The sequence below is a fragment of the Mycobacterium sp. SMC-13 genome (assembly GCF_045311035.1).
Classification (GTDB): Bacteria; Actinomycetota; Actinomycetes; order Mycobacteriales; family Mycobacteriaceae; genus Mycobacterium.
This window is the reverse complement of sequence record NZ_JBJIAI010000009.1, coordinates 80731-104513: the sequence shown is the minus strand read 5'-3', so window position 1 is coordinate 104513 and position 23783 is coordinate 80731. Positions and strand designations below refer to the sequence as shown.

Genomic DNA, 23783 nt, shown 5'->3' with positions numbered 1-23783 from the left:
TCAGGCGTTCGTCACCCCGGCGCCGGCGAGTTGCTCGCGTACCCACGCCTGCACCAACGACGCCGCCGGGTCCTCGGTGAGCGAGATCAGCACCGTCGGGCGGTCACCGCGGACCTGGCCCGCGTCGCGCCGCATGACGTCCAGGTCGGCGCCCACCATCGGCGCCAGATCGGTCTTGTTGACCACCAGCAGATCCGAGTACGTGACGCCGGGCCCGCCCTTGCGCGGCACCTTGTCACCGCCGGCCACGTCGACGACGAAGATCTGCACATCCACCAGGCCTGACGAGAACGTCGCGGTCAGGTTGTCTCCCCCGGACTCGACCAGGATGAGGTCGAGCTTGTCGTTGCCCTCGATGAGATCGTCGATGGCGTCGAGGTTCGCGGTGATGTCGTCGCGAATCGCGGTGTGCGGGCAGCCGCCGGTCTGCACCGCGGCGATCCGCTCGTCGGGCAGCACGGCGTGCCGGCGCAGGAAATCGGCGTCCTCGGTGGTGTAGATGTCGTTGGTCAGCACCGCCAGCGACAGCTCGTCGCGCAGCTGCCGGCACAACGCCGCCACCAGCGCCGTCTTACCGGAGCCGACGGGGCCGCCGACGCCGATGCGCAACGGCTCACCGGGCTGCCGCTCGCGCTTGGGCCGGTCGTGGTGATGGTGCGGCTGACCGTCGATGAAATGTGGTGGCATGGTGGACCTTTCGGCTCAGGAGGCGAACAGGGGGCGGTCGCGGCCGGCGTGGCGTTGCGCCAGGACGTCGAGCAGTGGATCGGACAGGTCGGCGATGCCTTTCGCGGCTTCGGCGGCGGTGGCGTCGCACAGCCCCGACAGCTCGAACGTGAGCGCGGCGACATCGGCGGGGTCGAGCGCGAGCAGTCGTTGCGCTGCCGTCGCGGAACCCGTCATGGTGGTGTAAACGACTGTGGCGCAGGTCCGTTCGGGGTCGAGGCCACTGACGCGACCCACCACGCCCGAGGCCACCGCCAGGTGTGGCCGGGTGCCCACGATGCTCCAGTCGGTTTCGGGCCAGACCCGGCGCGCCAGCCGCACCAGCCCACGGCCCTGCGCCCGGGAGGCCTGCCGGGCCGCGGGAGCCGTTGTGCGCGCGTCGGTTTCGCGGTCGGCTGCCACCGGGTCGAGCCCGCTGTGGACCGCCGCGGCGATGGAGGCGGTGACGAGCCCCTGGGTCCGGATGCGCCGGCGCAGGTATGCCCGCAGCGTCACCACGTTGGTCACCAGACCGCTGGTGACCGCCTCCTCGACACCGCCGGAGTGCACGTGCCCGCCGGTCGGCAGCCGCGAATCCGCCAGTGCCAGCAGGGTGGCCAGGCCACTATCCATCAGAACAGCCGCTGTCCATCAGAACAGGAAGTATCTCTGTGCCATCGGCAGCTCGGCGGCGGGTTGTTCCTGCCAGACCTCGCCGTCGATGCGGACCGTGAACGTGTCGGGATCGACCCGGATGTCGGGCATGGCGTCGTTGAGCGGCAGGTCGGCCTTGCCCCGGCCACGGACGTTCTTGACCGGAACGAGCCTGCGCCGCAAGCCGAGTCGCGCCGCGAGGTCGTCCTCGATGGCGGTGGGCGAGACGAAATGCACCGCCAGGCCGGCCGCCACCGTCGGGTGGGCGCCGAACATCGGCCGCGGCAGGACGGGTTGCGGCGTCGGGATCGAGGCATTGGCGTCGCCCATCGCCGCCCAGGCGATCGCGCCGCCTTTGAGCACCAGGTGCGGACGGACGCCGAAGAACGCGGGCTCCCAGAGCACCAGGTCGGCCAGCTTGCCGACTTCCACCGAGCCCAGCTCGTGGTCGATACCGTGCGTCACCGCCGGGCAGATGGTGTACTTCGCCACGTAGCGGCGGACCCGGTTGTTGTCGTTGCCTTTCGAGCCGCCGGGGTCACCTTCGAGCGGCCCGCGGCGCTTCTTCATCACGTGCGCCGTCTGCCACGTCCGCATCACCACCTCGCCGATGCGGCCCATGGCCTGGCTGTCACTGCCGATCATCGAGATGGCGCCGATGTCGTGCAGCAGGTCCTCTGCGGCGATGGTGGACGGCCGAATCCGGCTCTCCGCGAACGCCAAATCCTCGGGCACGGCAGCGTTGAGGTGGTGGCACACCATCAGCATGTCGAGGTGTTCGTCGAGGGTGTTGACGGTGTGCGGGCGCGTCGGGTTGGTCGAACTGGGCATCACGTTCGGGTGGCTGGCGACCGTGATGATGTCGGGCGCATGACCGCCGCCGGCGCCCTCGGTGTGGTACGCGTGGATGGCCCGGCCGGCGATGGCCGCCAGCGTGTCCTCGACGAACCCCATCTCGTTGAGCGTGTCCGAGTGCAGGGCCACCTGGACGTCGGCCTCCTCGGCCACCCGCAGACACGCGTCGATGGTGGCCGGGGTCGTGCCCCAGTCCTCGTGCAATTTGAAACCGGCAGCGCCGCCGCGCAACTGCTCCCACATCGAGTCGGGGTTGATGGTGTTGCCCTTGCCGAGCAGCAGGATGTTCATCGGCCAGCCGTCGAGCGCCTGCAGCATGCGCCCGAGATGCCAGGCGCCGGGCGTGACAGTGGTGGCCTTGCTGCCCTCGGCCGGTCCGGTGCCGCCACCGATCATGGTGGTGATGCCGCCGCCGATCGCCTCCTCCAGCAGCTGGGGACAGATGAAGTGCACGTGACAGTCGATGCCGCCGGCGGTGAGGATGCGCCCGTTGCCGGCGATGATCTCGGTGGACGGTCCCACCACGAGATCGGGGTGCACCCCGGACATGATGTCGGGGTTGCCGGCCTTGCCGATGGCGACGATGCGGCCGTCCCGAATCCCGATGTCGGCCTTGATGATTCCCCAGTAGTCGATGATGATCGCCCCGGTGATCACGGTGTCCGGCGCACCGTCGGCCCGGGTCGTACGCGCCTGCCCCATCGACTCACGCAGCACCTTGCCGCCGCCGAAGACCGCCTCGTCGCCCGACAGGCCCGGGCCGCCGCTGAGGTCCTCGGTGATCTCGATCAGCAGATCGGTGTCCGCCAGGCGGATGCGGTCACCCGTCGTCGGGCCGAAGAGCGCCGCGTACCGGGAGCGGGAAAGGGAACTCATTCGTGCCGTCCGTTCTTCGCGCGAGCGCTCATCAGCCATCCAGCTTTCCGGGCGGATTCAGCGACAGCCCGTACACCTCGCGGGTTCCGCCCAACGGAACGAGGGCAACCCGCTGCGCGACACCGGGTTCGAACCTGATCGCGGTGCCCGCCGGCACGTCGAGCCGGTACCCGTGTGCGGCGGCGCGGTCGAACTCCAACGCGGAATTGGCCTGCGGGAAATGCACGTGGCTGCCGACCTGCACCGGCCGGTCACCGGCGTTGACCACGTCGAGGGTCAGCCGCTCGGCACCGGCGTTGATGGCGATATCGCCGTCGCCGTAGAGGATTTCGCCCGGAATCAGCCCCGCCCCCTCGACGGTCGCGCGCTCGGTCATCGTCGGGCCTCAGGCGATCGGATAGTGGACGGTGACGAGTTTAGTGCCATCCGGGAAGGTGGCCTCGACCTGGACGTCGGACAGCATCTCCGGGACCCCCTCCATGACGTCGTCGCGGCTGAGCACCTCGCGGCCGCTGACCATGAGCTCCGCGACGGTCCGCCCGTCGCGGGCGCCTTCCATCAGGTGATCGGTGATCACCGCGACCGCCTCGGGATGATTGAGGCGCAACCCTCGGGCCTGCCGTCGGCGCGCCAGTTCGGCGGCGTACGAAATCAGCAGGCGTTCTTGCTCATGCGGCGTCAAACGCATAAGGGGCGATATTGCCACGGCACGCCGGGAATGGCATGTCGGGCGGTGGTTTTCAGCCCCTCACCACAGGCGGGCGCTCAGCCCTCGAGGTTCTGCAGCCGCACCTGGCCCCGCGCCACCGGGCGATCGTTCTCGTCGGTGATGGTGACCAGCCACAGCTGCTGCCGCCGGCCCCGGTGGATCGGCGTCGAGGTGGCGGTGACGGTGCCGGCCTTGAGCGCGCGGAGGAAGTCGGTGTTGTTGTTGACGCCGACGACGGTGCCGCCGCCGTGCTCGGCGAGCCAGACGTGGCCGGACACGCTCGCCAGACCCTCGACGATGGCGCAGTAGACGCCACCGTGCACGATGCCCCACGGCTGCAGGATCTTGTCGGTGATGGTCAGCTGGGCGCGGCCGCCGTCCGGGGTGACCTCGAGATAGGTCAGTCCGATTTCGTTGTCGAAGCCCTTGCCGAGGCCCTCGGGCACAGATGTCGTCACGAATAGCTGTCTACACGAGCGCCGGTGGCGGCGAGTTCGGCACCCACGCGCCACCAAAGCGAGCAGGCCCCGCACCGATGGTGCGGGGCCTGCTCTTCGAATGGACCGGGAATCACTGCAGCCCTCAGGATTCCGGCGCGGTCCGTTGGTCTTTCGACTCCTGAATAGTAGGCAAGGCTTGCCTAATTAGCAAGCCCTTGCCAGTTGCATCCGGTCGCGGCCACGCACCGGCGCACCGAACCCGACAAGGGTGTCCAGCACCGCCTGCGCACGGCGCATACCGTCGGCCTCGCCCACCCCGGCCAGCAGCGGCACCTGGGTCGCCGTGCTGACCACGGACGCACCGACGATGTGCCACATCGCCGACACCGCGAGGATGCCGCCGCTGACGTCGAAGAGCTTCGCGAACAGCGGGTTCAGCGCGCGGTGGCAACGATGGGCGAGCCAGGTCGCGAGCGCTTCCTCACCCGGGAACGCGACGACACCCTCCCCGATCCGGCGGGTCGCCGGCACTCCCAGCCCTCCGAACACCGGATCCCCGGGCAGCACCCGCAATGTCGGGTCGGCGACGCCGACCCAGTCGATGCCGCCCTCCGAGTCGACGTGGACCCACAGGTTCTCCAAGCCGGGGTCCCAGGCGCGGCCCTCGAGCACCAGCAGCGGCACGACCCGGCCGACCACGACGTGCGCCAGCATCGCGGCCACCTGCTGTGCGGCCACCGCCTCGCTGCCGGTGTCGCCGGTCGCCGTGTCGAACATCATCTGCATTCGGTCGCCCGTCACCGCTTCGGCGAGCGGCCACCACCGGCGTCGCGAGATGTCGTCCATGACCGCAACGCCGTAGACCCGAGGATCGCTGGGACACAACTCGCGCAGGCGCCGGCTCGACTCGTGCAGAGGAAGCATCCGGCGGATGTCCATCGTGGCGATCAGCGGGTCAATCACAGCGGAGGGCATGAACACATCCTTAGGTTAGGTTAGCCTTACTATAGTGACGACCCGCGAGATGTAAACCGCTGTGACGGGACTCACAAGTGACCGAAAAATGGCCCTGACCGGGAACCACAACGCTCCGCCGGGGCGTTGGGGAGAGCATCCGAAATGGATACGACGCACGGTAGTAAATGCGTAGTACCCTGGAAACACTGCCGGAAGAGTGAAATAGGACATGGCGAAATTGACGCGACTGGGCGAGCTTGAGCGCGAGGTGATGGACCACCTGTGGTCCGCGCGCGAGCCACAGACCGTGCGTCAGGTGCATGAAGCCCTCGCGGAGCGCCGGGACCTGGCCTACACCACGATCATGACGGTGCTGCAGCGCCTGGCGAAGAAGAATCTGGTCGTCCAGCATCGTGACGACCGCGCACACCGCTACGCACCGACCCACGGCCGCGACGAACTGGTCGCGGGGCTGATGGTCGACGCCCTCGACCAGGCCGCGGACTCCGGCAGCCGCGTCGCGGCGCTGGTGCATTTCGTCGAACGCGTCGGCGTCGACGAGGCCGATGCGCTCCGGCGCGCCCTCGATGAGCTGGAAGCCAAGCACCGAATCCCACCGGCGACTGGCAATTCCGGCACCGCCTGAGAGACACTAAGCGCGTGTCCGCCCTGGCCTTCTCCTTCGTAGCGCTACTGCTGGTCGGGCCGGTCCCCGACTTGCTGGCACGCGCTTCGTGGCCGCAGCGGGCCCCGCGCGCCGCGATCGTGTTGTGGCAGTCCATCGCCATTGCCGCCGTGTTGTCCGCGTTCAGCGCCGGTATCGCCGTCGCCAGCAGGCTCTTCGCGCCCGGCCCCGACGGCAAGCCGACCACCACCGCGACCAGCGAGATCAGCGTCTTGGGCTGGCCGCTGTGGATCACGCATGTCGCGGTTTTCGCGCTGACCCTCGTCGTCGGCGCGCGCCTGGCCATCGCCTTCATCCAGGTCGCCATCGCGACCCGGCGCCGGCGCGCCCACCACCGGATGATCGTCGACCTCCTCGACTGTTCGCGGGACACCGCGCCCGCGCCCCAGGCCCGGCATTTGATCGGCCACGGACTGCGCATCCTCGATGTCCAGCAGCCCCTCGCCTACTGTCTGCCCGGCGTCCGCAGCCGCGTGGTGCTTAGCGAGGGTGCGCTCAAGCACCTCGATGACAGCGAGATCGCCGCCATCCTCAGCCACGAGCACGCACACCTGCGTGCCCGGCACGACCTGGTGCTCGAGATGTTCATCGCCGTGCACGCCGCCTTCCCCCGCTTCGTCCGAAGCGCCAGCGCCCTCGACGCGGTCCGGTTCCTCATCGAACTGCTCGCCGACGACGCCGCCGTCCGGGCCACCGGCCCCACGCCGCTGGCCCGCGCCCTCGTGGCCTGCGCGTCCGGGCGGGCGCCCAAGGGGGCCCTCGCCGCCGGTGGGCCGACGACCGTCCTGCGGGTGCAGCGCCTGGCCGGTGAACCCAACAGCTCGTGGGTGGCCGCGGCCGCCTACCTGGCGGCCGCCGCCGTCCTGGTCGTACCGACCGTGGCGGTGGCAGTGCCCTGGCTCACTGAATTGCACCGGTTGTTCTTCTCGTAGACTTTGCGACTGGCAGCATCAGCTTCGGTGGCCGATGACGCCGCACCGGCCCCGGCCGGTCCGAAATGCTGTGCGCCACAACCAAACAACGAAAGGGCCAGCCGTGAGCTCGTCGGGAAACCCGGAATCAACCACCGCTACTGCCCAGATCGGGGTCACCGGCCTGGCCGTCATGGGCTCCAACCTCGCCCGTAACTTCGCGCGCCACGGCTACACCGTCGCGCTGCACAACCGCTCTGTCGCCAAGACCGACGCGCTGCTGGCCGAGCACGGCGCAGAGGGCAAGTTCGTGCGCAGCGAGACCATCGCCGAGTTCCTGGACGCGCTGGAGAAACCGCGCCGCGTGATCATCATGGTCAAGGCCGGTGACCCGACCGACGCCGTCATCAACGAGCTCGCCGACGCCATGGAGCCCGGCGACATCATCATCGACGGCGGCAACGCGCTGTACACCGACACCATCCGCCGTGAGAAGGCCATCCGCGAACGCGGCCTGCACTTCGTCGGCGCCGGCATCTCCGGCGGCGAGGAGGGCGCGCTCAACGGCCCGTCGATCATGCCGGGCGGGCCCGCCGAGTCGTACGTCTCGCTCGGGCCGCTGCTCGAAGAGATCTCCGCGCACGTCGACGGCGTGCCGTGCTGCACGCACATCGGCCCCGACGGCGCGGGCCACTTCGTCAAGATGGTGCACAACGGCATCGAGTACTCCGACATGCAGCTCATCGGCGAGGCCTACCAGCTGTTGCGCGACGGTCTCGGCATGGCAGCCGGGCAGATCGCCGACGTGTTCGCCGAATGGAACAAGGGCGACCTGGACAGCTACCTGATCGAGATCACCGCCGAGGTGCTCAAGCAGGTCGACGCCAAGACCGGCAAGCCGCTGGTCGACGTCATCGTCGACGAGGCCGAGCAGAAGGGCACCGGCCGCTGGACCGTCAAGTCCGCGCTGGACCTCGGCATCCCCATCACCGGCATCGCCGAAGCCGTGTTCGCCCGCGCCCTGTCGGGTTCGGTGCCGCAGCGCCGCGCGACCGTCGGCCTGGCCTCGGGCCACCTCGGCGAGAAGCCCAGTGACGCCACGAAGTTCATCGAAGACGTGCGACAGGCGCTGTATGCCTCCAAGATCGTCGCGTACGCGCAGGGCTTCAACCAGATCGAGGCCGGCAGCGCCGAATACGGCTGGAACGTCAAACCCGGCGACCTGGCCACCATCTGGCGCGGCGGCTGCATCATCCGCGCCAAGTTCCTGAACCGGATCAAGGACGCGTTCGACGCCGAACCGGAGCTCGCCACCCTGTTGGCCGCGCCGTACTTCCGCGCCGCGGTCGAGTCGGGCATCGACAGCTGGCGCCGCGTCGTGGTGACGGCCACCGAACTGGGTATCCCGGTCCCGGGCTTCGCCTCCTCGCTGTCGTACTACGACGCACTGCGCACCGAACGGCTGCCCGCCGCCCTCACCCAGGGCCTGCGCGACTTCTTCGGCGCCCACACCTACGGCCGCACCGACGCGCCCGAGGGCAAGAAGTTCCACACCCTGTGGAGCGGTGACCGCACCGAGGTCGAGGCCTGACCGTCCGGGGGCCACTAGGCTGAAGGCGTGCAGTTTCTCGACGGCCACCGGCCCCCGTACGACCTGACCTACAACGACGTCTTCGTGGTACCGGGGCGCTCGGAACTGACGTCCCGCTTCGACGTCGACCTGGCGACCACCGACGGTACGGGCACCACCATCCCGATCGTCGTCGCCAACATGACGGCGGTCGCCGGCCGCCGGATGGCCGAGACCGTGGCCCGCCGCGGCGGCATCGTCGTACTGCCGCAGGACCTGCCCATCGATGCGGTCCGGGGCACCGTCGACTTCGTCAAGAGCCGCGACCTCGTGGTCGACACCCCAGTTGTGCTCGCCCCCGACGACGCGGTCTCGGATGCCCTGGCCCTGATCCACAAGCGGGCCCACGGCGCCGCGGTGGTTCTCGACGACGGGCGTCCGCTCGGCCTGGTCACCGAGGCGGGCTGCGCCGGAGTGGACCGGTTCGCGCGGGTCCGCGACGTGGCCAGCACCGATTTCGTGTCCGCGCCGGCGGGCACCGAACCACGCAAGGTGTTCGACCTGCTCGAGCACTCCCAGACCGGTGTCGCGGTGCTCACCAACGCCGACGGTTCGCTGGCCGGCGTGCTCACCCGCACGGGGGCCATCCGCACCGGTATCTACACCCCCGCCGTCGACGCACAGGGCCGGCTCCGGATCGCGGCGGCCGTCGGCATCAACGGTGACGTCGCCGCCAAGGCGCGGGCGCTGGCCGAAGCCGGCGTGGACGTCCTGGTCGTCGACACGGCACACGGGCACCAGGCCAAGATGCTCGATGCCCTGTCGGCCGTGGCGGCGCTGGATCTCGGCCTGCCGCTGGCGGCCGGCAACGTGGTGTCGGGCGCCGGCACCCGGGACCTCATCAACGCGGGCGCGTCCATCGTCAAGGTGGGCGTCGGTCCGGGCGCCATGTGCACCACGCGCATGATGACCGGCGTGGGCCGTCCGCAGTTCTCCGCCGTCGTCGAATGTGCCGCGGCGGCAAAGGAACTCGGCGGCCATGTGTGGGCCGACGGCGGCGTCCGGCATCCGCGCGACGTGGCACTGGCGCTGGCCGCAGGTGCCTCCAACGTGATGATCGGCTCGTGGTTCGCCGGCACGTACGAGTCGCCCGGCGACCTGCTGATGGACCGCGAGGGCCGCGTCTACAAGGAGAGCTTCGGCATGGCCTCCAAGCGCGCGGTGGCGGCCCGCACCGCCGGCGACGGTGCGTTCGACCGCGCCCGCAAGGCCCTGTTCGAAGAGGGCATCTCGTCGTCGAAGATGGCGCTGGATCCGGTGCGCGGCGGGGTGGAGGACCTGCTCGACCACATCACGTCCGGCGTCCGCAGCACCTGTACCTACGTCGGCGCGGCAAACCTGGCCGAACTGCACGAGAAGGTGGTGCTCGGGGTGCAGTCGGCCGCTGGATTCGCCGAAGGGCACCCGCTGCCGACGGGTTGGTGAGCAGGTTCCAAAGGGCCGACCAGCTACCATTGCCGTACGGCCGCCGAACGCATCAGGTGTCGGTCGGCCGTCGATATCGACTCAGCGAAAGGGAGCACGTGCCGCAGGCACCCGTTGGGGCGCCCTCCGCCCCGAGCCAGGCGGGAGCGTGCCAGGCCGATCAGGCACTCCCCGAGCCGGGCCCCGAGTCCATCGACGCCGAACCTCCCAGTAGCCGGCCGGGCCGTCAGCCCGGCGCCCCGAGCGGTGGTGCACGGTGACCACCGCGCTGACCATCGCGAGCCTGGCCGCGTTCATCCTGCTGACCCTCGGGACGGCGATATTCGTCGCCGCCGAGTTCTCCCTGACCGCGCTGGAACGCAGCACCGTCGAGGCGGGCGCCCGCGACGGCGGACGCCGCGACCGCATCGTCCGCACCGCGCACCGCAACCTGTCCTTCCAATTGTCGGGTGCCCAGATCGGCATCTCGATCACCACACTGATCACCGGTTATCTCGCCGAGCCCGTGGTGGCGCGGCTGCTGCACGGTCCGCTGCGCGCCGTCGGACTGCCGGAAAAGTACACCGACGCGGTCGCCCTCACGCTGGCGTTGCTGATCGCCACGTCGGTGTCGATGGTGTTCGGCGAACTGGTGCCCAAGAACCTCGCCGTCGCCCGGCCGGTACCGACCGCCCGCGCCACCGTGCCGCTGCAGTGGTTCTTCTCCCTCGTCTTCTCCCCCGTGATCAAGCTGACCAACGGCACCGCGAACTGGGTGCTGCGCCGGCTCGGGGTCGAGCCCGCCGAGGAACTCCGCTCGGCGCGCTCCGCGCAGGAGCTGCTGGCGCTGGTGCGCAACTCCGCCGAGAGCGGATCACTGGACCCGCAGACAGCCGAATTGATCGACCGTTCCCTGCAATTCGGCGGCCGCACCGCCGAGGAGCTGATGACGCCGCGGTCCATGATCGAGTCGCTGGAGGTCACCGACACCGTCGCCGACCTCATCGAGACGGCCATCCGTACCGGGTTCTCGCGCTTCCCGATCGTCGCCGGCGACCTCGACGAGACTGTCGGCATCGTGCACGTCAAACAGGTCTTCGCGATACCCGTCGAGCTGCGGGCCGGCACCCGGCTGGCGCAGCTCGCCCGGCCCGTCCCGACGGTGCCGTCGACCCTCGACGGTGATGCGGTGATGACCCAGATCCGGGCCAACGGCGTCCAGACCGCGCTGGTGGTCGACGAATACGGCGGCACCGCCGGCATGGTCACCGTCGAGGACCTCATCGAGGAGATCGTCGGCGACGTCCGCGACGAACACGATGACGCCACCCCCGACGTCGTCGAGGTGCGCGACGGCTGGCTGGTGTCCGGTCTGATGCGGATCGACGAAGTGGACACCGAGACCCCGTTCCGCGCACCCGAAGGCGACTACGAGACCATCGGCGGTCTGGTGCTCAAGGAGCTCGGCCACATCCCGGACGTGGGCGACACCGTCGTCCTGACCGAATTCGACCCGGACAACCCCGAACTGGACCCGGTGCACTGGAAGGCCACCGTGATCCGGATGGACGGCCGGCGCATCGACCAGCTCGAACTCACCGAACTGGGCAGCGCACCGGGAACGGCCGAGTCGGGAGCCGACCATGAATGACGTGCTCGGCATCCTGCTGACCATGGTGCTGCTGGGCGCCAACGCGTTCTTCGTGGGCGCCGAGTTCGCGCTCGTCTCGGCGCGGCGCGACCGGTTGCAGGCGCTGGCCGAACAGGGCAAGCGCAGCGCGGTCACCGTGCTGCGGGCCGGTGAGCGACTGTCGATGATGCTGGCCGGCGCTCAGCTCGGCATCACCATCTGCTCGATCCTGCTGGGCCGCGTCGGTGAACCGGCCGTCGCGCACCTGCTCGAGGAACCCTTCGACGCGGTCGGCGTGCCCGACACGGTGCTGCACACGGTGTCGTTCGGCGTCTCGCTGGCGATCGTGGTCACGGTCCACGTACTGCTGGGCGAGATGGTGCCCAAGAACATCGCCATCGCCGGGCCCGAGAAGGCCGCGATGCTGCTGATCCCGCCGTACCTGGTCTACATGGGCATCGCCCGGCCGTTCGTCCTCTTCTACAACTGGTGCGCCAACAGCACGCTGCGGCTGCTCGGGGTGGAGCCCAAGGACGAACTGGATGTCACGGTCTCGTCGGTCGAACTGTCCGAGATGCTCACCGAGTCGCTCTCGGAGGGGCTTCTCGACGCCGAGGAGCACGTCCGGCTCAAGCGCGCGCTGGACATCCGGACCCGCACGGTCAAGGACGTCGCGATACCGCTGCAGGACATCCGCGCGGTGCCGATCGCCGCGCCCGGCACCGGCCCGACGGTGGGTGCGGTGGCCCAGGCGCTGCGCGAGACCGGCTACTCCCGGTTCCCGGTCACCGACGGGCACAGCGCCTACCTCGGCTACCTGCACATCAAGGACGTGCTGCCGTGCATGGACGACAACGACGCGGTGCTCGACCGGTCCATGGTGCGCCCGCTGCCCATGGTGGCCTCGACGCTGCCGGTGGCCGACGCGCTGTCGTGGCTGCGCCGCAACAACAGTCACCTCTCGCTGGTGACCACCGACGGCTACGTCACCGCGATGGTGGCGCTGGAAGACCTGGTCGAGGACCTCGTCGGCGTGGTGCGTGACGGTACCCACCGTGTCTGAGACGTTGTGCGCGCCGCTGCGGGTCCTGGGCGAGGACGATTGGGCACCGCGCGAACAGCGCTACCTCGACCGCGTCGACGCCTTCCTGGCACCGCACGAGCGACGGATGCGGGCCGGCGAGCCGCACCCGGTGTGGGACTTCCTGTTCACGTACTACAGCCTCAAGCCCCGGCAGCTGCGGCGCTGGCACCCGGGTTTCGGCCGCGCACTGACCGGCCCGGACGCGCTGCGGTTCGCCGACCGGGCCGGGTACGGCCGCCGCCACGGCGCCGTCACCGTGACGGACGGCTACCTCGCCGGGCGCCGGGAGACCGTCGTCTTCGTCGCCGACCTGTTGGCTGCGACGGCCGGGCGCCCGGCGCGGCTGAACTGTTTCGGCCTGCACGAATGGGCCATGGTGTACCGCGCTCCCGAGGTACGGCACGCCCAGGTGCCGCTGCGGCTGAGCGCGGCCGACACCGATGCCGTGGTCGAGTCGATGCCGTTGCGGTGCACGCATTTCGACGCCTTCCGGTTCTTCACCGACGCCGCTGTGCCACGGAACGCAGATGCCCTGACCCGACACGCCCAGACGGCCACCGAGCAGCCGGGCTGTGTGCACGCGAACATGGATCTGTACAAATGGAGCTACAAGCTCGGACCTTTGCTGGAGTCGAATCTGTTGATGGATTGCCTTGACCTCGCGGCGGACGCACGCGTCCTCGACATGCAGGCCAGCCCGTACGACCTGAGCGACTACGGCATCGAGCCCATCGCCATCGAGGATCCGACGGGCCGCGCCGAGTACGTGCGCCGTCAGCAGGACATCGCCAATCTCGCTGGGCCGCTGCGGGAATCCCTGCTGGCGGAGTGCCGGGCCTTGCTCGCGGGCGACACCGAGGGCGGCATGCTGTGACGGCCCGGACGGTGCTGCGCGTCGCGGCCGTGGCCCTGGCCGCCGCGCTGACCGTCGCCGGCTGCTCCGACGACCAGCCCGGGCGCGGCACGCAGCGCACCGGTCAGGTGTTGCCGGGCGACTACAGCGGCGCCGGCCCCGGCACGCTCGTCGCCGCGCAACCGCTGACGACCGTCGACCCGGAACTGGCCGGGCTGACCGCCATCTCCGCGCGCATCACCTACGTCTCCACGTCCGGCATCAACGACAGCCACCCGAAGGTGACGGGCTCGGTGTTCCTGCCGAAGGGCAAACCGCCCGAGGGCGGCTGGCGCATCATCGCCCTGGCCAACCCGGGCAGCGGCATCAAGTCGGACTGCGCGCCGTCGTCGTCGCCGAGCCTGCTGGGCCTGCTGCCGACCGTGCGGCTCATGGTCGGCGCCGGCTATCTGGTGGCGATCACCGACTATCAGGGCATCGGTCTCGACGAGACCTACCACCCGTATCTGGACTCCACGACCGAGGGCTTCAACCTGATCGACCTGGCGCGGGCGACGCGCAAACTGGTCTCCGCAGCGTCCACCAACTGGGTCGCCGTGGGCACCGGGCAGGGCGGTCAGGCGGCCTGGGCGGCCGCGGAGCTGGCCACCGACTACGGCGGCGGTCTCCGCCCGCAGGGTGCCGTCGCGCTGGCCCCGACCGCGGCGCTCGAATGGCTGGCCGACGCGTCGGCCGCCGGGAACCTGAACCGCGACCAGCAGCTGATGCTGCAGCAGTACCTCGCGATCATGCCGCAGGCCTACCCCGGATTTCCCATCGAGGACTACCGCCGCGGCGCCGCCCGCGACCACTGGGACACGCTGTCGGCCTGCCGCGGCCCGGCGGTCGCCGACCGCACCGGCGTGCTGGATTCACTGGGGCCGAACGACCTCGGCCCGACGACACCGGCCGCTGCCGATGCCTTGCGCGGTTACCTGCGCAAGGCGACGCTGCCGCAGGCACCGGCCGCCGCGCCGATGCTGATCACCCCGGGACCACCCGACGGGCTGGTACCGCCGGAACAGACCGCGGCGGCCGTCGAACGGGCCTGCGCCATGGGCGACGTCATCGACTACGTCCAGCCCGACGAAGCCGACGCCCTGGGCTGGATCACCGACCGGTTCAACGGGGTGCCCGCGCCGAACACCTGCCCCGGCGCGACACCGACCTCGACCACGCCGACGTCCACGGCGAGTTCGCGCTCCGACGACTCCGACACCGAGCAGTCGGGCTCGGACAGCGACGAGGCGACCTCTACCGCCGAACAGACCGCGTCCGAGACCGAGACGCCGCATCACCAACAACCCGCACCCCCGCCGCCGGCGGACTCCGGAGACGCCGAATGAACATCGGCCTGCTCGACGGCTGGCTGCCGACCCTGATCCAGGTGGTGACGGTGCTGGCGCTCGTCGTCGCCGTCGGGCGGCGGTCTCCGCGCTGGCTGCGGCTGTGGCTCCCGGTGGCCGTCGGCACCGGTGTCGTCCTGGCGCTGGCCTGCAGCTGGTTCATCTCCGACCAGGGCCTGGCGGGCGGGCCGGCGCCGACGTCCCTGTGGGTGTGGCTCGTGCTGACCGGGGCGGCACTCGTCGTGGCCATCGCGGGGTGGCCGGGCCTGCACTGGTGGCGCCGGGCGGTGGCCGTCGCCGTGGTGCCGCTGTGCGCGGTGTGCGCGGGCCTGGCGGTGAACACCTGGACCGGCTACCTGCCGACCGTCGAGGCCCTGTGGCAGCGCGCCACCGGCGCCGAGCTGCGCGGCGAGATCGACCTCGAGACCGCATTGAACATGCGGCGCTCCGGCGAACATCCGGACCGCGGTGTCCTGGTGTCGGTGCAGATCCCCACCACCGCATCGGGCTTCCGGACCCGCCCCGAGCTGGTCTACTTGCCGCCCGCCTGGTTCGCCAAGGACGCCCCACAGTTGCCGGCGGTGGTCATGGTCGGCGGCGAGTTCGGGTGGCCCGCCGACTGGCCGACGGCCGGCGGCGCGCAGCGCACCGCCGACGAGTTCGCGGCCGCCCACGGCGGCAACGCGCCGATCCTGGTGTTCGTCGATACCAGCGGCCAGTTCTCCAACGACACCGAGTGCGTCAACGGGCCCCGCGGCATGGCGGCCGATCATCTCACCAAAGATGTTGTGCCATTTGTCACTTCGACATTCTCGGCGAGCCCGGACCCGTCGCGGTGGGGCATCGTCGGCTGGTCGGCCGGTGGCACGTGCGCGGTGATGACGACCGTCATGCACCCCGAGCTGTTCCAGACCTTCGTCGACATGGACGGCCAGGTCGGGCCCAACGCCGGTTCCGAACCCCAGACCATCGCCCGCCTGTTCGGCGGTGACGCCGCGGCATTCGCCCATTTCGATCCGGCGACCGTGGTGCGGGGGCACGGGCCGTACACCGGCGTCGCCGGCTGGTTCGCGGTGTCGGAGAACGGACCGGTGGTGTACCAACCGGCCCAGGCCGGCGCGCCGACGAACGTGCAACCGCCGGACAACCCGGAGAGCCACACCGCCGTCGCGACCTACATGTGTGCGTTGGTCAGCGCCGCCGGCATCGAGTGCTCGGTCGTCCCGCACGGCGGTGACCACACGTTCCCCAGCGCCGCAGAGGTATTCACCGCGGCCCTGCCGTGGCTGGCCGGACGCCTGCACACGCCCGGCGTCCCGGCCATCGGTTTGCCCGGCTCGACGCCGCAATAACGGTGTGACCCGGTTCTCATTGGCCGACGCACCGGTGAGCTGCAGTTACCCACGGGTAAAGTGGATGGTCGCCGTGTGGGCTGCTTAGGAGGAAGAAGAAAATGACTGATCGTGTGACGGTGGGAAATCTGCGGGTGGCCCGCGTACTGCACGACTTCATCACCAACGAGGCTCTGCCCGGCACCGGGGTCGATCCGGACAGCTTCTGGGCGGGGGTCGACAAGGTTGTCACCGACCTGACCCCGCAGAACCAGGACCTGCTGGCCCGCCGTGACGACCTCCAGGCGCAGATCGACAAGTGGCACCGCGCCCGCGTCATCGATCCCGTCGACACCGACGAGTTCAAGACCTCCTACCAGGAGTTCCTGTCCGAGATCGGCTACCTGCAGCCGGAACCGGCCGACTTCAGCATCACGACCTCGGGCGTCGACCCGGAGATCACCAGCACCGCGGGACCGCAGCTGGTGGTGCCGATCCTGAACGCCCGGTTCGCGCTCAACGCCGCCAACGCCCGCTGGGGCTCGCTGTACGACGCGCTGTACGGCACCGACGTCATCTCCGACGAGGGCGGCGCCGAGGCCGGCAAGGGTGGCTACAACAAGGTGCGCGGCGACAAGGTGATCGCCTACGCCCGCAACTTCCTGGACCAGGCCGTCCCGCTGGCGGCCGGCTCGTGGGCCGACGTCACCGGTCTGAAGATCGACGACGAGCACCAGCTGCAGGCCGAACTGGGCGACGAACTGTCGAGCGGCCTGGCGAACCCCGAAGAGTTCGTCGGCTACACCGGCCAGCTCGGGGATGCCTCGTGGTCGGTGCTGCTCAAGCACCACGGACTGCACATCGAGATCCTGGTCGACCCCACCTCGCCGGTCGGCTCGACCGACAAGGCCGGCATCAAGGACGTCGTGCTGGAGTCCGCGGTCACCACGATCATGGACTTCGAGGACTCGGTCGCGGCCGTCGACGCCGACGACAAGGTGCTCGGTTACCGCAACTGGCTTGGCCTGAACAAGGGCGACCTGTCCGAAGAGGTCAGCAAGGGCGGCAAGACCTTCACCCGCGTGCTCAACCCCGACCGCGTGTTCACCACGCCGGACGGCGAGGGTGAACTGACCCTGCCGGGCCGCAGCCTGCTGTTCGTCCGCAACGTCGGCCACCTGATGACCAACGACGCCATCATCGACGCCGAGGGCAACGAGATTCCCGAGGGCATCCAGGATGCGCTGTTCACCGGCCTGATCGCCATGCACGGCCTGAAGTCCACCGAGGAGAACGGCGAGCTGACCAACAGCCGCACCGGCTCGGTCTACATCGTGAAGCCCAAGATGCACGGGCCCGACGAGGTCGGCTTCACCTGCGAGCTGTTCAGCCGCGTCGAGGACGTCCTCGGCCTGCCCGAGGCCACCCTCAAGGTCGGCATCATGGACGAGGAGCGCCGGACGACGGTCAACCTCAAGGCCTGTATCAAGGCTGCCGCCGACCGCGTGGTGTTCATCAACACCGGCTTCCTGGACCGCACCGGCGACGAGATCCACACCTCGATGGAGGCCGGTCCGATGGTGCGCAAGGGCGCCATGAAGACCCAGACCTGGATCAAGGCCTACGAGGACGCCAACGTCGACACCGGCCTGGCGTGCGGCCTGGCCGGCCGCGCCCAGATCGGCAAGGGCATGTGGGCCATGACCGACCTGATGGCCGACATGGTCGAGCAGAAGATCGGTCAGCCCAAGGCCGGCGCCACCACCGCGTGGGTGCCCTCGCCCACCGGCGCGACGCTGCACGCCATGCACTACCACCAGGTCGACGTCTACGAGGTCCAGAAGAAGCTGGCCGGCAAGAAGCGCACCACCCGCGCCGAACTGCTGACCATCCCGCTGGCCAAGGAACTGGCCTGGGCGCCCGAGGAGATCCACGAAGAGGTCGACAACAACTGCCAGTCGATCCTCGGCTACGTGGTGCGCTGGATCGACCAGGGCGTCGGCTGCTCGAAGGTGCCGGACATCCACAACATCGCCCTCATGGAGGACCGCGCCACGCTGCGCATCTCCAGCCAGCTGCTGGCCAACTGGCTGCGGCACGGCGTCATCACCGAGGACGACGTGAAGGCGAGCCTGCGCCGGATGGCCGCGGTGGTCGACGAGCAGAACGCCGGTGATCCCGCGTACCTGCCGATGGCCCCGGATCCGGAGGGCAGCATCGCCTTCCAGGCCGCGCAGGAGCTGATCCTCGAAGGTTGCAGCCAGCCCAACGGTTACACCGAGCCGATCCTGCATCGGCGCCGGCGGGAGTTCAAGGCCGCACACGCCGGTTCGTGAACGGTCAACTCCCCCATCATCGTTGATTAAAATTCGGCGGGCCCGCGTCACTCGACACGGGTCCGCCGATTGCACGCCGACACCAGGAGCAGACACCAATGGGTAGGCACAGAGCTCCCGACGACGACGAATCGAACGCCGACGAATCACGCGACGACGCGGTCTCCGACTACGACGCGTTGTCGCCCGACATCCCGGAAGCCGACGACACCGCGACCGGCGTGCTGGGATTCCGGGTGCCCGACGACTGGGCCGAGATGCACGGGATGCCTGCTGCCGAAAACCCGCGTGCTGCCACCCCACCCCCCGCCGCGCCGCCGTCCGACAACGGCGACCGGTACGAGACCGACGAACCCGACTACGGCGAGCCCGACTATTCGGACCAGCCCGACCTCACCGGCGCCGACAGCGTCACCCAGGCGTTCCCGTCCGTCCCGCGCCGGGCCTCGGTCCGGTCGCACGGCGGCGACTGGGAGGGCGGCGAATGGACCGGCAGCCACCGGGCCATTCAGACCAAGCGCCGCGGCGTCAGCGTCGGCGTCATCGCCGCGCTCGTGACCGTCGTGGTCGTCGTCGCCGCGGTGATCCTGTGGCGGTTCTTCGGCAGCGTGCTGTCCGACCGCAGCCGCGAGGCCTCGGCGCGGTGCGTGTCCGGCTCGGTCAGCGTGCCCGTGCTCGCCGACCCGTCGATCTCCGACCAGCTCAACTCGCTGGCCGGCAAGTACAGCCAGACCGCCGCGCCCATCGGCGACAAGTGCGTCAAGGTCGAGGTCAAGGCGACCGACCCGACCACCGTCGTCGACGGGGTGGTGAACAAGTGGCCGTCGAACCTGGGCCCGCGGCCCGCACTGTGGGTGCCGGCGAGCTCGGTGTCGGCGGCCCGGCTGGTGGCCGGCGCCGGTGAGCAGGCTGTCAGCGGTGAAGCCAAGTCGCTGGCGACCTCGCCCGTGCTGCTGGCCGTCCGGCCACAACTCAAAGACGCGCTGGCCCAACAGAATTGGGGCACCCTGCCGGCACTGCAGACGAACCCGACGGCGCTTGACGGCCTGAGCCTGCCGGGCTGGGGTTCGCTGCGCCTGGCCGTGCCGACCGTCGACAACAGTGACGCGGCATTTCTGGCGGCCGAAGCCGTCGCCTCGGCCGCGGCCAATGGCGGGCCGGTCAACGCCGGCGCCGGTGCCGTGCACCGGTTGACGGCCGCACAGCCGAAGCTCGCGGACCCCAAGGCCTCGACAGCGCTGGATGCCCTGATCTCCGCGAGCGACCCGGCCACGGCGCCGGTGCACGCCGTCGTCACCACCGAACAGCAGCTCTACCAGCGGTCGCAACACACCGACAACGCCAAGGGCAAGCTGGCGGCCTGGCTGCCGCCCGGCGCACCGGCGGTCGCCGACTACCCCGCCGTGCTGCTCGGCGGCGATGGCCTGTCGCACGAGGAGGTCACCGCGGCCAGCGAGTTCGAACGCTTCCTGCGCAAGCCCGAACAGCTCGCCGAGCTGTCCAAGGCCGGCTTCCGCGTCAGCGGCGGCAATCCCCCGAAGAACGACGTGATGAACCTCGGCTCCCTGCCCGACGCCCTCGCCGTCGGGGACACGGGCACGCGCGCCACGCTGGCGAACGCCGTCGGCGGCACCTCGAAGAGCGGCGCCGTGACGATCATGCTGGACCAGTCGATGCCGACCAGCGACGGCGCCAAGACCCGCCTGGGCAACGTGACCACCGCGCTGATGGACCGGCTCAAGGCGATGTCGCCGAACAGTTCGGTGGGTCTGTGGACGTTCGACGGCGTCTCGGGGCGCAGCGAGATTCCGGTGGCGCCGCTGAGCGAGCAGGCGCACTCGACGCAGCTGATCTCGAACCTGAACAGCCAGAGCTCGTCGGGTGGCGGGCACGTCTCGTTCACGACGCTGCGAATGCTCTACGGCGACGCGATGTCGAAATATGTCGACGGACAGGCGAATTCGATCCTGCTGATCACCTCGGGCCCGCACACCGACCAGTCGCTGGACGGCCAGGGCCTGCAGGACTACATCAAGTCGGCGTTCGATCCGGCCCGGCCGCTGGCGGTCAACGTCATCGACATCGGGTCCGACTCGGACGGTTCGACGTGGCAGGCCGTCGCGCAGCTCACCGGCGGCACGTTCACCAGCATGCCCACCTCGGCGGCGCCGGAGCTGGTCAACGCCGTCGCCGCGGCCCTGCCCTAACCCGGGTTTTTCTCACCACCCGCGAGCGGCCGCGTCTGCGCGCGACACGCCGCGACCTACATACAAAAACGTCCCGCTCAGCAGCGCTGAGCGGGACGTTTTTGCACAGACCTAGGCGAACGCCTCGATCGGCGGGCAGGAGCAGACCAGGTTGCGGTCGCCGAACGCGCCGTCGATACGGCGGACGGGCGGCCACACCTTCGGCCGGAAGCCCTTACCCAGCGGGTAGGCGGCATGCTCGCGCGTGTACGGGTGCTTCCACTCGTCGACCAGCAGGCACTCGGCAGTGTGCGGCGCGTTGTGCAGCGGGTTGTCGTCGGCCGGCCACTCACCGGAGCCGACCTGGTCGATCTCGGCCTTGATCGCGATCATCGCGGCGATGAACGCGTCGACCTCGGTCAGGCTCTCGCTCTCGGTGGGCTCGACCATCAGCGTGCCGGCAACCGGGAAGCTCATGGTCGGCGCGTGGAAACCGTAGTCCGCCAAGCGCTTTGCCACGTCGTCGACGGTGACGCCGGTGGCCTTGGTGATGGCCCGCAGGTCCAGGATGCACTCGTGCGCGACCATGCCGTTCTCGCCGGTGTAGAGCACCGGGTAGTGCTCGTCGAGACGACGGGCGATGTAGTTGGCCGACGCGATCGCGGTCAGCGTCGCCGCGCGCAGGCCAGCCGCGCCCATCATCCGGATGTAGGCCCAGGTGATCGGCAGGATCGACGCCGAGCCGTACGGCGCCGCCGACACGGTGTGGTCGTCGGCGAGCTCGGCGGCCAGCGGGTGGCCGGGCAGGTACGGCGCGAGGTGCGACCGGACCGCCACCGGGCCGACGCCCGGACCGCCACCGCCGTGCGGGATGCAGAACGTCTTGTGCAGGTTCAGGTGGCTGACGTCGCCACCGAACTTGCCGGGGCGAGCGAGGCCCACGATGGCGTTGAGGTTGGCGCCGTCGACGTAGACCTGACCGCCGGCGTCGTGCACGGCGGCGCAGATGTCGGCGACGTCGTGCTCGTAAACCCCGTGCGTCGACGGGTAGGTGATCATCAGCGCGGCCAGATCACTGGCGTGCTCGGCGACCTTGGCGCGCAGGTCGTCCAGGTCGACGTCACCGTTCTCGCGGCATGCCACGACGACGACCTTCATGCCGACCATGGCGGCCGACGCGGCGTTGGTGCCATGCGCGCTGGACGGGATCAGGCAGATGTTGCGGCCGGCCTCGCCACGGGCCTCGTGGTAGGCGCGGATGGCGAGCAGACCGGCGTACTCGCCCTGCGACCCGGCGTTGGGCTGCAGCGACACCGAGTCATAGCCGGTGATGCTGACGAGCCACGACTCCACATCGGCGATCAGCTTGCGCAGACCCGGGGTGTCCGACGCCGGGGCGAACGGATGCTGCTGCGCGAACTCGGTCCACGTGATGGGTTCCATCTCGGCGGCCGCGTTGAGCTTCATGGTGCACGAGCCCAGCGGGATCATGCTGCGGTCCAGCGCGATGTCCTTGTCGGCGAGCGAGCGCAGGTAGCGCATCATCTCGGTCTCGGTGCGGTACCGCGAGAACGCCGGGTGGGTGAGGAATTCCGAAGTGCGGGTGTGGATTTCGGGGCCGTCCCAGTGGCGGCCGCCGCGCGTCGCGCCGAAGGCGGCGAGCACCGCGTCGACGTGCTCGGCGGTGGTGGCCTCGTCGCACGACACCGAGATGTGGTCGGCGTCGACGAGCCAGACGTTGATGCCGCGCTCCTTGGCGGCCGCCTGCACCTGCGCGGCCTTGCCCGGAACCCGAGCCAGGACGGTGTCGAAGAATCCGGAGTGGACGACTTCGACACCGGCCTCCTTCAGGCCCATCGCCACCGCGAGGGCGTGGCCGTGCACCCGGTGCGCGATCGCGGTCAGCCCGCGCGGCCCGTGGTAACTGGCGTACATCGCGGCGATCACCGCGAGCAGCACCTGCGCGGTACAGATGTTGCTGGTGGCCCGGTCGCGGCGGATGTGCTGTTCGCGGGTCTGCAGGCTCAGCCGGTAGGCCTTGGCGCCGTCGGCGTCGACCGACACACCGACCAGGCGGCCGGGCAGCTGCCGGGCGTGCTTGCCGTGCACGGCCAGGTAGCCGGCGTGCGGGCCGCCGAAGCCCATCGGCACGCCGAAACGCTGCGTGGTGCCGAACGCGACGTCGGCGCCGATCTCACCGGGCGGGGTGACGAGCGTCAGCGCCAGCAGGTCCGCACCGATGGCGACCAGCGCACCGCGCTCGTGGGCCTGTGCGATCAGCGCGGACCAGTCGTTGACGGCGCCGCTGGCGCCCGGAACCTGGGCGATGACACCGAAGAAGTCGCCCTCGGGCAGGCCGTCGCGCAGGTCGGCGGTGACGATCTCGATGTTCAGCGGTTCGGCGCGAGTGGCCAGCACGGCCGCGGTCTGCGGGTAGATGTCGACGTCGACGGCCAGGCGGCGGCAGTCGCCCTTGACGGCGCGGTGCATCAGCGTCATGGCCTCGGCGGCGGCGGTGGCCTCGTCGAGCATCGAGGCGTTGGCGATCTCCATGCCGGTCAGGTCTGTGACCATGGTCTGGAAGTTGAGCAGGGCCTCCAGCCGGCCCTGGCTGATCTCCGGCTGGTACGGCGTGTAGGCCGTGTACCAGGCCGGGTTCTCGAGGATGTTGCGGCGCAGCACGGCCGGGGTCAGCGTGTCGAAGTAGCCCTGGCCGATCATCGACACCGCGACGGTGTTGGTCTCGGCGAGCGCCCGCAGCTCGGCCAGCGACTGCTCTTCGGAGGCCGGGGCCGGCAGTTCGTCGAGGCCGGGGGCCAGGCCGGCGCTGGACAGGGCATCGAGGATGCCCGCGGGCAGGGCCTTGGCGGCGAGCTCTTCGAGCGAGTCGACGCCGATGACCCCGAGCATGGTGGCCACCGCGTCGGCATCCGGACCGATGTGCCGGTCGACGAAGCGAAGCTGGTGGTGCTCGGCAGAGGAACGGGACGTGCTGTCGGTCATGACGGCCTCTCCAGACGTTCAGGCTCGGGGCAGGCTTGCCACGGAACCGCTAGGGGTTCCTCCCCCTCTGTCGTCGGTGCCTGAGAGATTCGGCCCGACGGCGTGGTCGGCCTTTCCCCATGGGCGGGCGAGTCGCAGCTCGCCGCTTT

General features: G+C 69.9%; 19 protein-coding genes. 11 read left to right on the top strand and 8 right to left on the bottom strand.

The genetic code is table 11. The features are described 5' to 3' along the window. The 7 genes from ureG to ACJH6I_RS15245 all read right to left on the bottom strand — a co-directional run bounded on the left by ureG (position 1) and on the right by ACJH6I_RS15245 (position 5214). Positions 1-687 carry an urease accessory protein UreG gene (gene ureG, locus ACJH6I_RS15275; RefSeq protein ID WP_064857627.1) on the bottom strand — a complete coding sequence of 229 codons (687 nt, stop codon included), beginning with the start codon at positions 685-687 and terminating at the stop codon, positions 1-3. Positions 688-702: 15 nt separating this feature from the next. Further along, on the bottom strand, positions 703-1338 hold the full coding sequence (locus ACJH6I_RS15270; protein ID WP_318984967.1) for an urease accessory UreF family protein: 636 nt from the start codon (positions 1336-1338) through the stop codon (positions 703-705). Positions 1339-1356: 18 nt separating this feature from the next. Further along, entirely contained in the window at positions 1357-3090 is a 1734-nt protein-coding gene (locus ACJH6I_RS15265; protein ID WP_318984966.1) for an urease subunit alpha, read from the bottom strand. Between the two features lie 31 nt (positions 3091-3121). Further along, entirely contained in the window at positions 3122-3433 is a 312-nt protein-coding gene (locus ACJH6I_RS15260) for an urease subunit beta (RefSeq protein ID WP_212814790.1), read from the bottom strand. Positions 3434-3475: 42 nt separating this feature from the next. Continuing rightward, the gene (locus ACJH6I_RS15255; protein ID WP_212814411.1) at positions 3476-3778 is read right to left on the bottom strand and encodes an urease subunit gamma; all 303 of its coding nucleotides are present in this window, start codon (positions 3776-3778) and stop codon (positions 3476-3478) included. A gap of 77 nt (positions 3779-3855) precedes the next feature. Further along, positions 3856-4257: a PaaI family thioesterase gene (locus ACJH6I_RS15250; protein ID WP_318984965.1), complete on the bottom strand. Its 402-nt coding sequence runs from the start codon at positions 4255-4257 to the stop codon at positions 3856-3858. 186 nt (positions 4258-4443) lie between these two features. Beyond that, on the bottom strand, positions 4444-5214 hold the full coding sequence (locus tag ACJH6I_RS15245) for an iron reductase (protein WP_318984964.1): 771 nt from the start codon (positions 5212-5214) through the stop codon (positions 4444-4446). Between the two features lie 211 nt (positions 5215-5425). Between ACJH6I_RS15245 and ACJH6I_RS15240 the strand changes: the two genes are divergently transcribed. The 11 genes from ACJH6I_RS15240 (at position 5426) to ACJH6I_RS15190 (ending at position 20652) form a co-directional block, all read left to right on the top strand. Continuing rightward, entirely contained in the window at positions 5426-5842 is a 417-nt protein-coding gene (locus ACJH6I_RS15240; RefSeq protein ID WP_226518534.1) for a BlaI/MecI/CopY family transcriptional regulator, read from the top strand. Positions 5843-5856: 14 nt separating this feature from the next. Further along, the gene (locus ACJH6I_RS15235; protein ID WP_226518535.1) at positions 5857-6813 is read left to right on the top strand and encodes a M56 family metallopeptidase; all 957 of its coding nucleotides are present in this window, start codon (positions 5857-5859) and stop codon (positions 6811-6813) included. A 103-nt stretch (positions 6814-6916) separates the two neighbouring features. Then, complete coding sequence (gene gndA / locus ACJH6I_RS15230) at positions 6917-8383, top strand: NADP-dependent phosphogluconate dehydrogenase (RefSeq protein WP_406784250.1); 1467 nt, start codon at positions 6917-6919, stop codon at positions 8381-8383. A 27-nt stretch (positions 8384-8410) separates the two neighbouring features. Further along, on the top strand, positions 8411-9847 hold the full coding sequence (locus ACJH6I_RS15225) for a GuaB1 family IMP dehydrogenase-related protein (RefSeq protein WP_406784249.1): 1437 nt from the start codon (positions 8411-8413) through the stop codon (positions 9845-9847). 256 nt (positions 9848-10103) lie between these two features. After that, positions 10104-11477, top strand: a complete 1374-nt coding sequence (locus ACJH6I_RS15220) for a hemolysin family protein (RefSeq protein ID WP_406784248.1) — start codon at positions 10104-10106, stop codon at positions 11475-11477. Further along, complete coding sequence (locus tag ACJH6I_RS15215; protein ID WP_064860699.1) at positions 11470-12519, top strand: hemolysin family protein; 1050 nt, start codon at positions 11470-11472, stop codon at positions 12517-12519. The genes ACJH6I_RS15220 and ACJH6I_RS15215 overlap by 8 nt, the downstream gene beginning before the upstream one ends. Continuing rightward, the gene (locus tag ACJH6I_RS15210) at positions 12512-13414 is read left to right on the top strand and encodes a 3-methyladenine DNA glycosylase (protein WP_406784247.1); all 903 of its coding nucleotides are present in this window, start codon (positions 12512-12514) and stop codon (positions 13412-13414) included. The genes ACJH6I_RS15215 and ACJH6I_RS15210 overlap by 8 nt, the downstream gene beginning before the upstream one ends. Further along, on the top strand, positions 13411-14778 hold the full coding sequence (locus ACJH6I_RS15205) for a hypothetical protein (RefSeq protein ID WP_064860701.1): 1368 nt from the start codon (positions 13411-13413) through the stop codon (positions 14776-14778). The genes ACJH6I_RS15210 and ACJH6I_RS15205 overlap by 4 nt, the downstream gene beginning before the upstream one ends. Next, positions 14775-16130 (top strand): alpha/beta hydrolase, encoded by a 1356-nt coding sequence (locus tag ACJH6I_RS15200; RefSeq protein ID WP_406784246.1) that lies wholly within the window; start codon positions 14775-14777, stop codon positions 16128-16130. Before ACJH6I_RS15205 ends, ACJH6I_RS15200 begins: the two co-directional genes overlap by 4 nt. A gap of 101 nt (positions 16131-16231) precedes the next feature. Then, the gene (locus ACJH6I_RS15195) at positions 16232-18445 is read left to right on the top strand and encodes a malate synthase G (RefSeq protein WP_406784245.1); all 2214 of its coding nucleotides are present in this window, start codon (positions 16232-16234) and stop codon (positions 18443-18445) included. Between the two features lie 98 nt (positions 18446-18543). Further along, positions 18544-20652, top strand: a complete 2109-nt coding sequence (locus ACJH6I_RS15190) for a substrate-binding domain-containing protein (protein WP_318984960.1) — start codon at positions 18544-18546, stop codon at positions 20650-20652. Positions 20653-20763: 111 nt separating this feature from the next. On the opposite strand, the gene gcvP is transcribed toward ACJH6I_RS15190, so the two are convergent. Then, positions 20764-23634, bottom strand: coding sequence for an aminomethyl-transferring glycine dehydrogenase (gcvP, locus tag ACJH6I_RS15185; protein ID WP_318984959.1), 2871 nt, complete (start codon positions 23632-23634; stop codon positions 20764-20766). Positions 23635-23783: the final 149 nt, after the last annotated feature.

Coding starts and splice junctions, on each gene's coding strand:
- ACJH6I_RS15245 (WP_318984964.1), bottom strand. CDS start 5,214: ATGCCCTCCGCTGTGATTGACCCGCTGATCGCCACGATGGACATCCGC.
- ACJH6I_RS15200 (WP_406784246.1), top strand. CDS start 14,775: ATGAACATCGGCCTGCTCGACGGCTGGCTGCCGACCCTGATCCAGGTG.
- gcvP (WP_318984959.1), bottom strand. CDS start 23,634: ATGACCGACAGCACGTCCCGTTCCTCTGCCGAGCACCACCAGCTTCGC.
- ACJH6I_RS15270 (WP_318984967.1), bottom strand. CDS start 1,338: ATGGATAGTGGCCTGGCCACCCTGCTGGCACTGGCGGATTCGCGGCTG.
- ACJH6I_RS15190 (WP_318984960.1), top strand. CDS start 18,544: ATGGGTAGGCACAGAGCTCCCGACGACGACGAATCGAACGCCGACGAA.
- ACJH6I_RS15255 (WP_212814411.1), bottom strand. CDS start 3,778: ATGCGTTTGACGCCGCATGAGCAAGAACGCCTGCTGATTTCGTACGCC.
- ACJH6I_RS15265 (WP_318984966.1), bottom strand. CDS start 3,090: ATGAGTTCCCTTTCCCGCTCCCGGTACGCGGCGCTCTTCGGCCCGACG.
- ACJH6I_RS15195 (WP_406784245.1), top strand. CDS start 16,232: ATGACTGATCGTGTGACGGTGGGAAATCTGCGGGTGGCCCGCGTACTG.
- ureG (WP_064857627.1), bottom strand. CDS start 687: ATGCCACCACATTTCATCGACGGTCAGCCGCACCATCACCACGACCGG.
- ACJH6I_RS15240 (WP_226518534.1), top strand. CDS start 5,426: ATGGCGAAATTGACGCGACTGGGCGAGCTTGAGCGCGAGGTGATGGAC.
- ACJH6I_RS15215 (WP_064860699.1), top strand. CDS start 11,470: ATGAATGACGTGCTCGGCATCCTGCTGACCATGGTGCTGCTGGGCGCC.